Origin of the sequence: Burkholderia sp. RF2-non_BP3, from assembly GCF_001522185.1 — a bacterium.
GTDB lineage: Bacteria > Pseudomonadota > Gammaproteobacteria > Burkholderiales > Burkholderiaceae > Burkholderia > Burkholderia diffusa.
The window spans coordinates 81,878-96,041 of sequence record NZ_LOSU01000040.1; the positions used below are offsets into that span (position 1 = coordinate 81,878).

10 protein-coding genes are annotated in these 14,164 nt (G+C 61.8%); 3 read left to right on the forward strand and 7 right to left on the reverse strand.

Annotated elements, in window-relative coordinates; genetic code table 11:
• Nucleotides 1-3: 3 nt before the first annotated feature.
• From WS45_RS21485 to WS45_RS21510, 6 genes are all read right to left on the reverse strand, one after another.
• Nucleotides 4-3,024 (reverse strand): DEAD/DEAH box helicase, encoded by a 3,021-nt coding sequence (locus WS45_RS21485; protein WP_059701583.1) that lies wholly within the window; start codon nt 3,022-3,024, stop codon nt 4-6.
• Between the two features lie 65 nt (nt 3,025-3,089).
• Nucleotides 3,090-4,265 carry a hypothetical protein gene (locus tag WS45_RS21490; RefSeq protein WP_156437246.1) on the reverse strand — a complete coding sequence of 392 codons (1,176 nt, stop codon included), beginning with the start codon at nt 4,263-4,265 and terminating at the stop codon, nt 3,090-3,092.
• Nucleotides 4,252-5,550: a hypothetical protein gene (locus WS45_RS21495; RefSeq protein ID WP_059701586.1), complete on the reverse strand. Its 1,299-nt coding sequence runs from the start codon at nt 5,548-5,550 to the stop codon at nt 4,252-4,254. The genes WS45_RS21490 and WS45_RS21495 overlap by 14 nt, the downstream gene beginning before the upstream one ends.
• Before the next feature lie 37 nt (nt 5,551-5,587).
• On the reverse strand, nt 5,588-6,505 hold the full coding sequence (locus tag WS45_RS21500) for a restriction endonuclease (protein WP_059701588.1): 918 nt from the start codon (nt 6,503-6,505) through the stop codon (nt 5,588-5,590).
• A complete protein-coding gene (locus tag WS45_RS21505; protein ID WP_059701590.1) occupies nt 6,502-7,413 on the reverse strand; it encodes a hypothetical protein in 912 nt (303 codons plus the stop codon). The genes WS45_RS21500 and WS45_RS21505 overlap by 4 nt, the downstream gene beginning before the upstream one ends.
• Nucleotides 7,413-8,510 (reverse strand): hypothetical protein, encoded by a 1,098-nt coding sequence (locus WS45_RS21510; protein ID WP_059701592.1) that lies wholly within the window; start codon nt 8,508-8,510, stop codon nt 7,413-7,415. Before WS45_RS21510 ends, WS45_RS21505 begins: the two co-directional genes overlap by 1 nt.
• 429 nt (nt 8,511-8,939) lie before the next feature.
• On the opposite strand from WS45_RS21510, the gene WS45_RS21515 reads away from it, so the two are divergent.
• Nucleotides 8,940-9,287, forward strand: coding sequence for a DUF2958 domain-containing protein (locus tag WS45_RS21515; RefSeq protein WP_059701593.1), 348 nt, complete (start codon nt 8,940-8,942; stop codon nt 9,285-9,287).
• Nucleotides 9,288-9,400: 113 nt separating this feature from the next.
• Here the strand turns inward: WS45_RS21515 and WS45_RS35165 are convergent, their stop codons facing one another.
• Nucleotides 9,401-10,069 carry a hypothetical protein gene (locus tag WS45_RS35165; protein WP_156437247.1) on the reverse strand — a complete coding sequence of 223 codons (669 nt, stop codon included), beginning with the start codon at nt 10,067-10,069 and terminating at the stop codon, nt 9,401-9,403.
• Nucleotides 10,070-10,604: 535 nt separating this feature from the next.
• Here WS45_RS35165 and WS45_RS21520 point away from each other — a divergent pair.
• Nucleotides 10,605-11,429 carry a DUF932 domain-containing protein gene (locus WS45_RS21520; protein WP_059701595.1) on the forward strand — a complete coding sequence of 275 codons (825 nt, stop codon included), beginning with the start codon at nt 10,605-10,607 and terminating at the stop codon, nt 11,427-11,429.
• A gap of 77 nt (nt 11,430-11,506) precedes the next feature.
• On the forward strand, nt 11,507-13,552 hold the full coding sequence (locus WS45_RS21525) for a ParB/RepB/Spo0J family partition protein (protein WP_059529412.1): 2,046 nt from the start codon (nt 11,507-11,509) through the stop codon (nt 13,550-13,552).
• The last annotated feature ends 612 nt before the right edge of the window (nt 13,553-14,164 follow it).

The following is a 14,164-nucleotide window of genomic DNA, read 5'->3' on the forward strand; positions in this document are numbered from 1 at the left end:
CGTTCATACGCCAACGCCAGCCGCATCACTCCTCGGGCGCAATAGTGTGGCTATGCCTGCCCCCACGCAGCGGCGAAGTCGGTCATCGTCCAGATTTTTCAGGTCATCCTCGTTGCGAACACCGATGGACAACAATTCTAGACATTGGCCGCGTGTCAGCCGCACCGAAACCTTCGTGAGGGGTAGGGCGGTGGAGGGCAGCCCGAATTCGAGCCGCTGAAGAATCTCGTCCAAGCCCTTGAGGAAATCAGGTTGATCAGGGAAGAGCGTTGCGAGAATCTGATGCGCGGAGCGCAAGTGAAAGCGCGTCGCATCGGCAATGCCGATGATGTTTCCGTAGCCGATGGCCCCGCCAAATGGCGTGGTGGAGTAGCGCTTCTCCAGCACGTCAACGGGCGTTCCCTCGATCCAGTCATGAAGCAGCGCCGCGCGCTTGCAGCGAGCCCAGAACTCGATCTGGTCGCGACAATACCGCTGCAGCATTTGAGGCATCTGATGCCCGAAGCGCTGCGATGCCTCGCCAGCGCGCACGCTCTCCGATTGGCCCTTCTTCATGACTGGCGTGTAGATGGCGTCCAGTTCATCCAACACCTGCACCATCGCGAGGATGTGGCCGGGCGGCGTCTGCGCTACGTTCAGGTGTCCCATCAACTCGACCAGGCGCAAGCTCGACTCGAACGACAAGGACGAGGAGCCGCAGGCGCGCCCGAGCAGCGTCAAGTGAATGAGATCGCCTTCGCGCTCGGCCAGGCCCGCCTGCAGGAGGCGATCAACCAGCGTGGTTACGTCCCGCTCCACCATCGCGACCCATTGCGGATTCGCGCGCGACGCCGAATATCCTCCGAACGTGTTGACCAGCAACCCCGGAATCTCATCGGCGCGAACGCCGCGCACCTGGCTAAGCAAGCGCAACGTCCATGTCGGCAGGTCGCGCTGCTGGAAGGAGGACTTCACGTCCTCAGGAACGCCCAGCACGTAGCGCTGAAAAAGCTGCGCACGTTCCATTGGCGTTTCCGCCAAGATGATTGCCTTGCCAATCTCGTTGAAGCCCAGCCGTCCGGCACGACCCGCCATATTTTTGTACTCGGCCACGGTAAATTGCCGGCCGTCTTCACCGACGAACTCGTTCTCCGCGAGCACGACCGTGGATGCTGGCGTGTTGATGCCGGCCGCCAGGGTCGTTGTGGCAACCAGCGCGTGAATGCCACCCGTGGCGCTGCGATACCCTCTCTCAACGGCCTCACGCTCCGCCCGCAGCAAGTTGGTGTTGTGAAACGCGGTGCCCCCGCTTAGGCACTCCCGCAAGTCCTGTGAGGCGCCGGTCAGATCCTGGGTCGGCAGAACGTCGAGGATAGCGGTTGCTGGTGGCAGACCCAGTTCCTTGGCGAGATACTTCGCGCAACCTTGGGCTGGGCCACGCATGTTGCGAAAGATCAGCAGTTTCTCGCCCTGTCCCACCAGTTGCTGGGCAAGAGGCACGATCACGTCCTGGGAACTGGGTTTGTCCCGGCGCTGCACGATGCGATGCGAAGACAGCAAGGCCTCGGTCTTCGTGCTTCCATCGGCATCGACGTACTGGAATGTTCCGCGGCGGTCGAGCACGCCTTCGACCAACGGCACGGGCCGCTCGCGCGACAGTAGGAGCGGAACGCCGAGCCAGCGGTCGAAGCTGTTCAGGTTGCCGATGACCGCCGACAGGATCACGAGCTGTGGCTCGATACCCCGCTGGCGTGCCCGCAAGAGCAGCGAGAAGATCAGTTCGACCGTGATGCCCCGCTGCGGGTCGGTGATGAACTGCCCCTCATCTAGCACAACCAGGCCGAGCTGCGTCAGAAGCCGTGGCGAGCCGAGGGCGAGGTTAAGAAAGGTCTCGTAGGTGAAAAAGCCCAGGTCATAGCGCCCGGCCAGCACGGGCCCAATGCCGTCAGTGGCATCTCCACTGCACCGGGCTACCCGCAGTCCTGCCGCCGCATAGCGCTCGGTGAACTCCTCGAACTTTTCGTTGACCAGTGCGCGATAGGGCAAGAGGAACGCCGCCTTCTTGCCGGCGGTGACCGCCTGAATCGCCGCCACCTCGCCGACCATCGTCTTGCCTGAACTCGTCGGCGCAACCACCAACAAGGAATTGCCGCTGAGTACGCCGAACTCGTTGACGGCCTTGAGCTGCAGCGTGTTGAGGCCTTGAGGAAAGTCTGCTGACCATCGCTCGACGATCTCGGGCGGAAAGCCGTGCGCGGAAAATTCCGCGAACGATCCGGACATCTGCTGCACGGCTCTGGCGGGAAAGGCCGCGGCGTAGTTGTCGCCGCGCTTGAGAACCGGGAACGTCAGGCCGCCCTGAACATTGCCCAGGAACACGGGAGTTTGCGTGACGCTGATGCGCTCGGCCTCCACCCGTGCCAATCGAATGATCTCGCCAGCGATCTCCGGGAAGCTGACCGATTCGCCGGCGTCGCCGGTCAGGGCATCGATCACCGCATGTGTGAGTATCCCATGCCCGGTGCCCGGTTGCTCCCATGCGGATTCGTTGGTTGCGCAGGCGGTCAGGAGGATGCGTCCCTCACCATAAATGCCGGTGAGCGCGAACGCACTGCGCGGGCGCGCTGCCGTCTCCAGTACGCGCGCCGGCGCTTGACCGCTGAAGCAGCAGTCGAGGATACACAGGACGGCACGGGCCTTCGTTGCCTTGAAGGCATCCGCCAAACCGGCCATCGACAGGGCCGTTCCTGCGAGATCACTCGCGTTCGTGTCGAACAGCACCAAGTGGCCGTCTGGAGAGCCATGCCCGGCGAACGCGATGACCACCACGTCATCCGCGTTCGCGGCAGCCAAGGTGCCGAGCATGGCGCTTGAAACTTCCGTGTGCGTCGCGGCTTCGTCAACCAGCAGACGTGCACTCAGGCCTTCAACCGTATCGGTGAACAATGCCCACAACGCTGTCGCGTCACGGCGCGCTCCGCTCAGTTCGGGTATGGAGCTATCGAGATGCTTGTTGATGCCAACAAAAATTGCTTTGATCGTCACGTCAACTCCTCACCCGACGGGTCCTAAGAGGCTCTGCTCACCCACATTGACGGACAACGTGTGCCCTATCTTTCTTCTAAGGGTGGGAGTGGTGCCAGCAGAGAAAACTGCTCCCCTTTGCTTGAGACCTCTTGACGCTGATCATCGCTCTGATCGGAAACGACTTCGGGCGTCGTGGCAAGCAAACTTATGATCGCGCGCGAAAAACCCGTATCGAGAGAATTGCTCTTTACAAAGAGAGCAAGGATGTCGGAGGCCATTTTTGCCGAAAGATTGGAATCGCTGCCGCTCAAGTGTCGAGGCAGTGTGCCCGTACCGGCAGCGAAGTAGTGCAATGCCAGATCCGTGATCCGGATGGCATCGTTCAAAGCATAGCGTCTGATCAGCAATCGGTTGACCTCCTCAAGCAGGCGGGGAAACTCCTCGTGATCAATGGCCTGTTGGGAATCGGCTTCCCCCGTCAGCCGATGGATTGCGTCTGCAAAACGCACTTTCTGAGCGAGCGATTCTGGCCCGCCGTGAAGCTCCTCGCGTAGCCTCGCCTCTACGTTGAGAACGTCCACGACATTCAACTCACTTATCAGCAGCCCAAGACTTATTGCGAGGGCTCGTGTGGCAAGAAGGACGAGGCACATGTGCGCCCGATCATCCAAGCGTAGTTTTCTATGTAGATCGTTTTGCTGGCCGAGATTCAGAAGGGTAAGAACCCTGTGTGCAGGCTTCAGCGTCCAAAGCGTTGTCCGAAGAAACTGGGTCACGGCGCGGTATTCGCTTCCCTTCGGGAAGGCAAGCAGCGTTTCAATGTTCTCGTATCCGCTGCCATCAAAGTACGGCCCCTTTAGACGATTCAATCCGAGTCGAGTATCGAGCTCATGCAACTCGCCTTCATCAAGGCAATTAACCTTCAGTTCGTGGGCTAGCCAACGAGCGTTTTCGGGCACCTTCTTCTTGAAAAGATACAGTTCCTCGAGGTGGAGAACGTCCTGCAGTCCTCTGACCCATAGAACCCGATCGACAGCTCTGCCAGTAGTGGTCTTGCAATCGATCAGAAGCCGCGAAACGCCCCCGCTTGGACTGAAGCGAAAGCCGAGCACGTCTGCATCGGTTAGGTCGGTACCTGCGCGAGAGTTGGTATTTGCAGGCAGGGTTACGGGAACGTTGATCAGTGGCACATAGCCTAATGCCCAGGCCATGCGTTTGCCCTGCAACTTGTAGGAATGGTCTTGATCACTTGATGACACGATGAATCCCTCGCAAGTCGTCGAGCAGCGCGCGCCCAAGCCGTGCGGCGGTGCGCGTGTTGGGGTCCAGTTTGCGCGTGGCGATAAGATCGCGCGCACGCTTCCGGTTTGCCTCTGGCAGAAGTAGACCGCCTGGTTCAGCCCTTGTGAAGTAACCCTTGACCTCGGCCGGCAAGAGCAGCGATGACGCCATGTCCTCGCTCTGACCAGAGCACATGGCGATCGCTAGGTCTACCGCGGCCAGATTGTCCTCGGTGTCATAAAGGCGGAATCGGAAACGACCATTCTCGGGCTCGATCCATCCCACTCCCATATTTGCCGCTGCGGCGTACTGCGACTGGATATTGGAATGTGGAGTACGTCCAATCATCTTCCGATCCCTAAGCCCTCTCAAGATAGCGCTAGGGTCGGAAATTTTGGTGATGGAGGAATAGCCCTCGCCATAGCGAACACACGCCAGGATGATCCGCGCCTTCTCAACGATGGCGCGGGGTTGCGTGGTCTTGAAGGGTGCAAATGCAAACGACTGTGTGCCGCCAGATGACATAATGGCAGGTGCGCGCAGGATGTTCTCGTTGACCAGTTCCACAACCAATGGGTTGCTCTGCTCAAGAGTGCTGATGGGTGCACCCGGATGTGATTTCGCCGCGCGGAAGACGGCTTCGATCTCACTGTGAGCACCTGGATTCTTTGCAATGAAGTTCAACAACGTCTCGGGATTTTCCTCGGAGAAGAGCGGCGCGTAGAGAATCGGAACGCGGTCCCTCGGCGAGTCGTATTGCCGGAGATAGCCACCGAGGTCACCGATGTCCACGACGGTTTGAATGTCAGTTGTCTTCAGTCCGAGTTCAGACGCTAAAGTTTCGAGAGGTACCGGCGCGACAGTGAGCCGATCAATGATTGCCATCGTCGCCTGCTCAAGCTCGCCAGGCCTGCGCAGCGACCACTGTTCGCCGAGCGCTCCGTAGACCTCTTGAAAGTACGGAATGGATTCCTCAATGCGCGTTGGTGCATAGATATTTGGGACTACGCGTATCCAACCGATCTGTTCCAGCGTGCCCAGCACGGTAGGCAGCGAATCCGACGAGATACCCAGATTGCTGCAAAAGCCGTGGAACCCAACGATGTTCTCGATGGTGTCCAGACCACGAATGTGGACAGCGAGTTGCGCTGCCATGCCGATCTGTCGCGTGATCGGTATCGTGGCCGACACGCGCAAATCCGAGACGTCACGCAGGCCAGACTGCACGTCCTGCGCCCGCCGACCGATAGCCTCACGATCCATAAAAGTCCCCCGTTGAATTTCCCTGTCAGCGATTCGTCTACGATTTCTTTTCGGCACCCGAAATCGGATGCACGTAGATCAGCCCCTTTGTCTGGGCTGCCTTCACCTTGCGGTCGATCATGTCTCGCAACGTGAGGTGTCCCTGTAGCACCAAAATCAGGTCTTCGCCGTCGATGAAGAGCGTCTGGATCTCCTTGCCCATGACGAGGCTCCTGATCACTTCTGGACTGAAGCCATTCACAGAGATGAACAGGCCTCGCCCGTACAGCTTCCCTGACACCTTGCCCGCGAATTGATACACCGGCTCGTTGCTGGCAGTCCGCTCCTGCCACTTGGCCTCAATGAGGTAGTGTTCGCCATCGAACTTCACCGCTCCATCTACTTGCTCGCCGTTGACGCGAAACGCTTCAGTGGCCTCCAACCGCGAAAGGCGAGACAGGTCGGCCAGGATGCGTTCCAGCGCGTAGCCGCGTTGCCGCCGCGAAGTCTTGTTGGCAAGCAGGTCGAGGTACTCGGCGCGTAATTGCTCAAGCGACGCGGTGGGTTGCTGACGCTCCGCGTCTTGTGCCGCTCGGCGCTCGCGATCTGTTTTGATCTTAGCGTCCCGAATTTCCTGGAGTTGACGCAGGTGCTCCAAATTCCGGGTCGCGGTAGCGCGATCCAGCTTACGCAGTTTGTCGAAGTAGTATGGATCGAAGTGCGACCAGTTCAACAGCGACTGGAGCATGGCGCGGAAAGGCCCAAGGCCGTTGTCCGACCGAGCAGCCAGCGCCGCGAACAGCGTGTCGATGACTTCGTGCCGTTTGAGGGCGCTCTCACCCTCAATCTGCACGGAAGCGATCTCTGCCTTCGTGCAGCCATGCTTCTCGAAGAAGCCGACGATATCCTTTCGCGGCCAGAACAGCGACAGGATGCAGTCCTTCATGCAGCCCTTGATGTCTGCGGGGAAACTCATGCGGTGCTCCCGTCGGCGAGCCGTGCAAGAAGTTGTTCAATCAGGTCGTTGACTTGACGCTGCCGCAACGCCCGCGCTTCGCGTTGATGGAGTTCAACGCCTTCACCTAGCTCGAATTTGGCAACCGATACGGGGCCATCCTTGCGATAGCCCTCCGTCTTCTCGTCATTGGTGAAGCGGCTGCGCAGGATCGACAGCGAGGCTTCGATGACGGCGCCATGCTTGCCAGCTCGTTCTTTGCGGAAGTACTCGGCCACGGCGTCCATGCCTTCGGGCGCGTGCTCGATGCAATAGATCAGATCGTGCGCGTCTTTGCGCTCGAATCGCTGGTCGAACGCGAAGGACTTCAGGCAGGTGAAGCTGACGAGATTGGCATGCTTAATCTTCTCGGTGGCGACGCCGTTGCCGCCCAGCAGCTCCGCCTGGATTTCGGTGACCTGATGCAGGTCGAAGACGATCGACGAATGCGGGATGTTCAGGGCCGAGATCGTCCCCTCGGTCGGCAGGGGCTGTACCTTGCCGCCAGCGAGATCCGGCGCGTCCGCCAGTAGTTCCAGGACCATCAGCGCACCATGTTCGGTGCGGGTCTGCCAACGCCACGAGAGTTTCTTCCCTGCTTCGTTCTCGGCGCGCTCGAAGCCCATCTTCTTGAGGTTGTCCTCCAGCGTGTGATACGCCTCGGTGTCGGCTAGGATTTGCAGGTCGATCACGATGTCCACGTCTAGCGTGCCTGCGTGCGCCGGAACCACAGGCGGCCTCGCGGCGACGAGATACCGCGGCGTGAGCCCGCCGACCAGGTAGACCGAATCCTTCCACGGCCCGAGACCGCGCAGCAGCGTCACGAGGACACGTTCGCAGTCCACCGTGTACTGGTCGCTATAACCGTCGAGCGTTGCGGGCTTAGCCATCAGAAGCCGATCCTTTCTTTGCGGAAGTGCTCAGCCATTTCCTTGGAGCGGCCTTCGCCGCGCAGCAGATCGAGATAGATTTGGATTGGGCTAGCCAGCCATAGGCCATCCATCTGCTCGCGAAACAACAGTTCACCCGGAGACTTGGCTTCGATGACGCCCAAGTTAGCGCCTTCGTTGACGACACGTGCGTCCAAGTCGCCCATCGCGGCATCGGCGTTCGCGCCGATCAGTACCCGCACGCGCACCTGGGAGACGTTGGAAAGGAACGGCGCATAGCGCTGCGCGGCGGCCTCGTAGCTGACCTCGTACTGGACGTCGTGCGCGTCGAAGGCGTGGCCGATCCGCGCTGCCAGCGTGTCGGCCTTTGTGCCTGGCACGTAGTACCGGCGCAGGGCTGGCGGACGAATGGTGGCGAGTTGCTTGGCCCAAGAGTCCAGCAAGGCCGCCGGTTCGCGGAGGTGGCGCTCCTTGCTTGGGCCTTGCCCACGCGACTCCAGCCAGTCGAAGCGCTCCAGCTCGGTTAGCACCTGCGAGGCGGTGGCAGGCGACACCATCGCCTGCTGTGCCAGCTCTGTGACGCCAAACCAGTTCTGATGTCGCACCAACAGGGCGTGAAGCACTTGGGCGCGCCGCCCAGTAAACAGCGTCCGCACCGACTTCGTCAGCGCCTTGGGTGGCGGTCTATCGATATAGAGATAGGCGCCGGGTGCAGGTAGATATAGGCTGCCGCCGCTGTCGTAGTAGCCGACGCGCTCGCTTCTCAGCAGTTCTTTTGCGCCGGGGGAGATGGACTCTGCTACGAGAAGCGCCAAGGGTTCGTCCCCGTGCTCAGTTTGCCTCCTGTGGCTTGACGCCCGAAGCTGCCAGATCACTTGGCGGACATCTCGCGGAAAGACGGCTTTCTTGGCTTCGAGCAGTAAGACGAAGGATTTGCCGGCGACGTGCAGATCGACCTGGGCATCGTATCCACGGTCGCCGTGCTTCCCAGTGGGCTCCCTATGGTCGAGGTCTGCCTGTACCTCCGGAAGCTCGCGCAAAGCCTCGATGAAGCGCGCGATCAACTGTTGTTCGGTCAGGGACGAGGACTCAAGCATAAGGCACGGATGGTTCGTTCACTGTTCAGTAAATATCGGCACTATACCGAATATTCGGCGTAATTGCAATTTTTACTGCGCAGTGAAAATGGGTGCCGCCTGTACTCGGGCTGAAGATTCAGTGGGCGTCCCGGCGTTCCACCGTCAGGTTCGCGGGCTACGCCCCGCGCCTCGGGCCGAGTCGCGGCCATCCGGCTTTGCCCCGACGCCATCGGCCACTGCGGGCCTGCGCGCCTCGCTTGCCTGCGGATAGCTGCGAGGGGGAGGGCGGTCTTGCTGTTTCCTTCACCGTACCACGGCGTTCTCGCCGTCAAGGGCGGCGCGCCGATGGCGCTGGCGTCCTGGCGGCCGGCTTCGCCCCCTGACTGCTGCGCTGCGCCGTGCTGACGACGGTTCCGGGCAATTCCGCCCGTGCAACCGGAGATCGCCATGAGCGCACTCATCACCGACGAACAACGCTTCCTGCTGCTGGCCAACGGCCGTGAATCCCTCCAGAACCCAGACTTCGATCCGGCGCCCGTGGTCAAGCTGTTCACGCCGGATGCCGGCGCAACCTGGCTGCTAACCGAGATCGACCCGGACGATCACGACCATGCCTTTGGCCTGTGCGACCTGGGCCTGGGAATGCCCGAACTCGGTTGGGTTAGCCTGCAGGAGCTGGCGACCGTTCGCGGGCGGCTCGGCTTGCCGATCGAGCGCGATTTGCACTTCCGCGCGGAGAAACGCTTGAGTGCCTATGCGCGCGATGCGCGGCACGCCGGGCAGATTATCGTGTGATCAGAGCAAGCGCGCCGCCCTTCGGGCGGCGCGCGTTTTATGCTGTGTCCGTACCAGCGACAAACAGCGGACTTCAATCTGACGCTTTCAATTGCCGACACTGAACCTCGCTGTTATGCGCCACTGCCGAATATCTCATTAAATGTCGAGTGGTTAATAAACTCATCCGTAGCCGGAACCGAGTAATTTGGCACGGTCGAAACATAACCGCAGAATGTTCCGAAAGTTGGATCTCTCCCTAATGCGCCAGGCGAAGTGACATCTGATTTGTAGACGACGGCCGCGCTAGGATCTATGAAGCCGGTGACGACAAAACAACTTGCCACAAGCTCAGAGCAGAAGTAACTACCTTTCTCGACTGGTGCTGGAGCGTAGGTTCCGTTGAAGTACGCATGGAGCTGGTCGGTAAGCGATAGCTGGTGAACCTCACTTCTTTTCTTGAAAGTTACTACGTCGCGCAAGTTGTATTTCGCTCCAGACGCCACGATGGAATCTATAAAAGCGTTCACGGCTCGCACGCGCTCTGGAGGTTGCCACGCATCAGGTTGACGGAACACCGCGACATGATCGTAGCGTTTGATGAGGTCTTCAATCTCAACCTTGGACACGCCACCTAAAACCGTTGCCTCTGCCGCAGTGCCGGAGCTAATGCAAATCGCGGCGTGCGTGTATTCGCTGTTTGTTACTCGGGTGATGCCTTTGCCAACCGGGTCGATTTTTGCATCTTTGTAGCAAAGCAGAACATCGCCTGCATGAAGCTCACTGGCGAGCATCATCTTCATTTTTCCTCCTTCATCGAGTGCAAGTCGCACATATCAAGCGTAGAGAATAAACGAATAACTTGTGCGTCCCCGCTTCGCGGATCGCGCTGCTCCAGGTTCGCTATCCGCTTATCCCTGACGGGACTGGCATTCGCCAGCCTTCCACATCGCTGACGCCTACGGCCCGGATTCCCCGATCCGGGCCTGCGCGCTTCGCTTGCGTGCGGTCTGCACGTTGAAGCGGCCGTTGCCTGTCCAGCCGTCTCCCCTGACTTCATCCCCTTGTCCGCGACTGTAGCCCGCGTCCATGTGCCGTCAAGGCGCGCAGGGCCGTGTCCTCGGCTGCGCCTGCGGGCCGCACCAACCCTGCGCTTTTCTCCTTGACGGCCCCCGTCCGCGCGCTCCTGACCGTCGCGGGCGATGAACTCAGGAAAGACGGTGGCAACGAGGCCAACCGGGTTCTTCGTGCCGACCGCACCGGAAGTCCAAAGCGGGCTCCGAATCTTGGAATCCGGTTGCGGTGAACAGCAAACCCTTCTTTGTCAAGAGAAATGCCATGCAACTCGCTTCCCGTTTCGCTTCGCGCTCCCCGGTACTGCGTTCGGAATATCCCTTGTCCGACGACCAAATCCGCGCCGTTGCGCCTTCCATCTTCGCGGACGCCCCGCATGAAAGCCGTTCCGAGCGGTACAGCTATATCCCCACCGCCACGGTGCTGCAAGAACTGCGCGTGGAAGGCTTCGAGCCTTTCATGGTGTGCCAGACCCGCGTGCGTGCCGACGACCGCCGCGACTACACCAAGCACATGATCCGTTTGCGCCATGCCAGTCAGATCAATGGCCGCGAAGCCAACGAAATCATCCTGCTGAACTCGCATGACGGCACGAGCAGCTATCAGATGCTGGCCGGGATGTTCCGGTTCGTGTGCAGCAATGGCCTTGTCTGCGGCGACACCGTGGCGGACGTGCGCGTACCCCACAAGGGCGACGTAGCCGGGCAGGTCATCGAAGGCGCTTACGAAGTCCTGCGCGGCTTCGACCGCGCGCAGGCATCCCGCGATGCCATGCAGTCCATCACGCTGGACAACGGCGAGGCGGAAGTGTTCGCTCGCGCTGCACTGGCGTTGAAGTACGACGAAGCGACGCCGGCGCCCATCACGGAATCGCAAATCCTGATGCCGCGCCGTGACGACGACAGCCGCCGCGACCTGTGGAGCGTGTTCAACCGCGCCCAAGAAAACCTCATCAAAGGCGGCCTGTCCGCTCGCGCCGCGAACGGTCGCCGCCAGACCACCCGCCCGGTGCAGGGCATCGACAACGGCATTCGCCTGAATCGCGCCCTGTGGCTGCTGGCCGATGGCCTGCGCCAGTTGAAAGCCTGATTCCCACGCGGCAGGGGCAGGCAGCAGCCCTTGCCGCTTCTCTCGCTGCTGCATCTCAACCGCTAGGAGTTGTCACCATGAACGCCGTTACTAAAACCGAAGCCATCGCACTCGAAACCGCCGCGCCGCTGGAAGTGGCCGACCCGACCAAGAACCTGATTCTGGTTACGCTGTCGCAGTTGTTGCCGCGCCGTTCCAAGCGCAACGTCCGCACGACCCCGCGCCAGTTCATCCCCGAACTGGCCGCGAGCATCGCCCGCGTCGGCCTGCTGCAAAACCTCATCGTCATTCTGTCCGCCGATGGCGAGCAATACGAAGTCGTCGCAGGCGACCGCCGCCTGACCGCGTTGAAGCTGTTGGCGAAGAAGAAGCGCATCGCTGCCGACTGCGAAGTGCCGTGCCTGCTGGTGGCAGACGCTTCGGCGCGTACCGTCAGCCTCGCCGAGAACGTGCAGCGCGAGAATATGCACCCCGCTGACCAGTTCGCGGCCTTCGCCGCGCTGGTCAAGGAAGGCCGTCCCATCGAAGACATTGCCGCCGACTTCGGCGTGTCCCCGCTGGTGGTGCAGCGCCGTCTCAAGCTCGCCAACGTCTCGCCGCGCCTGCTGGCCGACTACCGCGCCGGAGCCGCCACGCTGGAACAGTTGATGGCCTTGACTATTACCGACGACCACGCCGCACAGGAGGCCGCGTACTACGGTGCGCCCGAATGGCAGCGCGGCGCATCCGCGCTGCGCGACCGCCTGGCCGAGCGCGAAATCACCGCCACGCATCCGCTGGTGCGTTTCGTCGGGCTGGACGCCTACACGCAGGCCGGCGGCGGCATCCGCCGCGACCTGTTCGCGGAAGGCGATGCCGGAACCTACCTGACCGACGCCGCGCTGCTGGAAACACTGCTGCGTGGCAGGCTGGATGCGCAGGCCGAGGACGTGCGCGCCGAGGGCTGGGCGTGGGTGGAAGCCGTGCCGAACATGAGCCACGCCGAACGCCAGATGTTCCAGAACGCTCCGCGCCATCGGCGCGAGCCGACCTCCCGCGAAGCCCGCCGCATCGCCTCGCTGCAAAACCGCCTCGACAAGCTCGACGCCGAACTCGAAGAAGCCTACGACGCCGAGGACGAGGGCAGGACCGAGGCACTGGAACCGCGCCGCGAGCAGGTGGCGGAGGAACTGCAAGCCATCGAAGAATCCTTGCAGGGCTATGCGCCGGACGTGCGCGCCGTGGCCGGTGCCATCGTCACGCTCGACCGCGAAGGCGAAGTCGTGATTCATCGCGGGCTGCTGCGCGAGGCCGAGGCAAAGGAGCTGCGGACGCTGGAAAAGCTCCGGCAGGGTTTCAGCGCAGGGGAGGGCGTGAACGGCGAGGCGGGCGACGAGGATGCCGAAGCGCCCAAGGCTGCGAGCCTGTCTGATCGGCTGGCGCAGCGGCTGAGCGCGTACCGGACCGCCGCGCTGCAAATCGAAGTAGCCCGGCATCCTCAGGTGGCGCTCGCCGCGCTCGTGCATGGCATGGTGCAGGCTGTCTTGCAGCCGCATACCTACGGCGATGGCTTGCCGCTTAGCGTGAGCCTGAAAGTGCGGGACCGGCTGGAAGCCATGGCTCCGGACGTGCCGGAATCGCCCGCCGCCGTGGCGCTGCGCGAATTGCAGGAAGTCGCGGGCGAAGCCTTGCCGCAGGACAGCGCCGAACTGTTCGCTGCATTGCAGGCGAAGTCGCAAGACGAGCTGGTGCGCCTGCTGGCCGTGTGCGTGGCGTCCACGGTGGACGTGGTGACGCCGCGCGCCACGCAGCAGCCCGGTGCGGAACTGGCGGAGGCCGTGGGGCTGGACATGGCCGCATGGTGGAAGCCGACCGCCGAGGGCTATTTTCGCCACATCGCCAAGACCGCGATTCTGGACGCCGTGAACCAGTACGCCCCGGCGCACGTCACCCGCCTGTCGAAGTTGAAGAAGGCCGACATTGCCAGCGAAGCGGAACGGCTAGCGGATGGCACCGGCTGGATGCCAGCGGTGTTCCAGGTCGACCACCACACCGAACCGGAAGACGTGCCGGAGGTGGCAGACGACGCGGATACACCTGAAGATGCGGCCGATGTGGAGGAAGTGCACACGCTGGCCGCGTGAGGCAGCAGCGTAGCCCCGGCGCATCGCGCCGGGGTTTTCACTCAAACCGGGCGCGGCAGGTTGCCGCGCCCGGTTTCAACGTCCACCGCAAAACCAAAATCGCCCCGTCGCCGCCTTCCACTAGGCGGCGACGGGGCGGGCGCGCAATGTATTTCGCGCGGCACGGCAAGCGGCGCCCGCTGGCGCGGGCAAGATTTCGACGGCGCCCCGCCGCAAGGGGCGGGGTTTGTGGGGCTACGCCCCGGCTTGCTGCCGTAGGTTGTGCAAAAGCCTGCCGTCCTCGACGCTGATGGCTCGTCGCCTGTACGTCACGAAGGTCGGTTCTCCGACACGCCGCCCGGCCGCGCTTATGGAGTTTCCATGCCACGCCTCAAGTACGAAGGCCGCCTGCTCGCGGCAAGGGGCGTTCTGGTCTTGTCGCTGGAGAGTTGGCCTTGTCCGCGGCAGGGCGCAAGCCGGAGAAGCCGTCACGCGGAGACACCGAGTCAGCCACATCTCCTTCCGGGAGCGGGCGGCCCGTGCGTCCTTGGCTTGTCGTGAATCCTGGCGAGGGCACGGCTACGCCTTGGGCTTCATGGCCGCAACCTTTTAGCGAAAACAATTTCCCCGCCG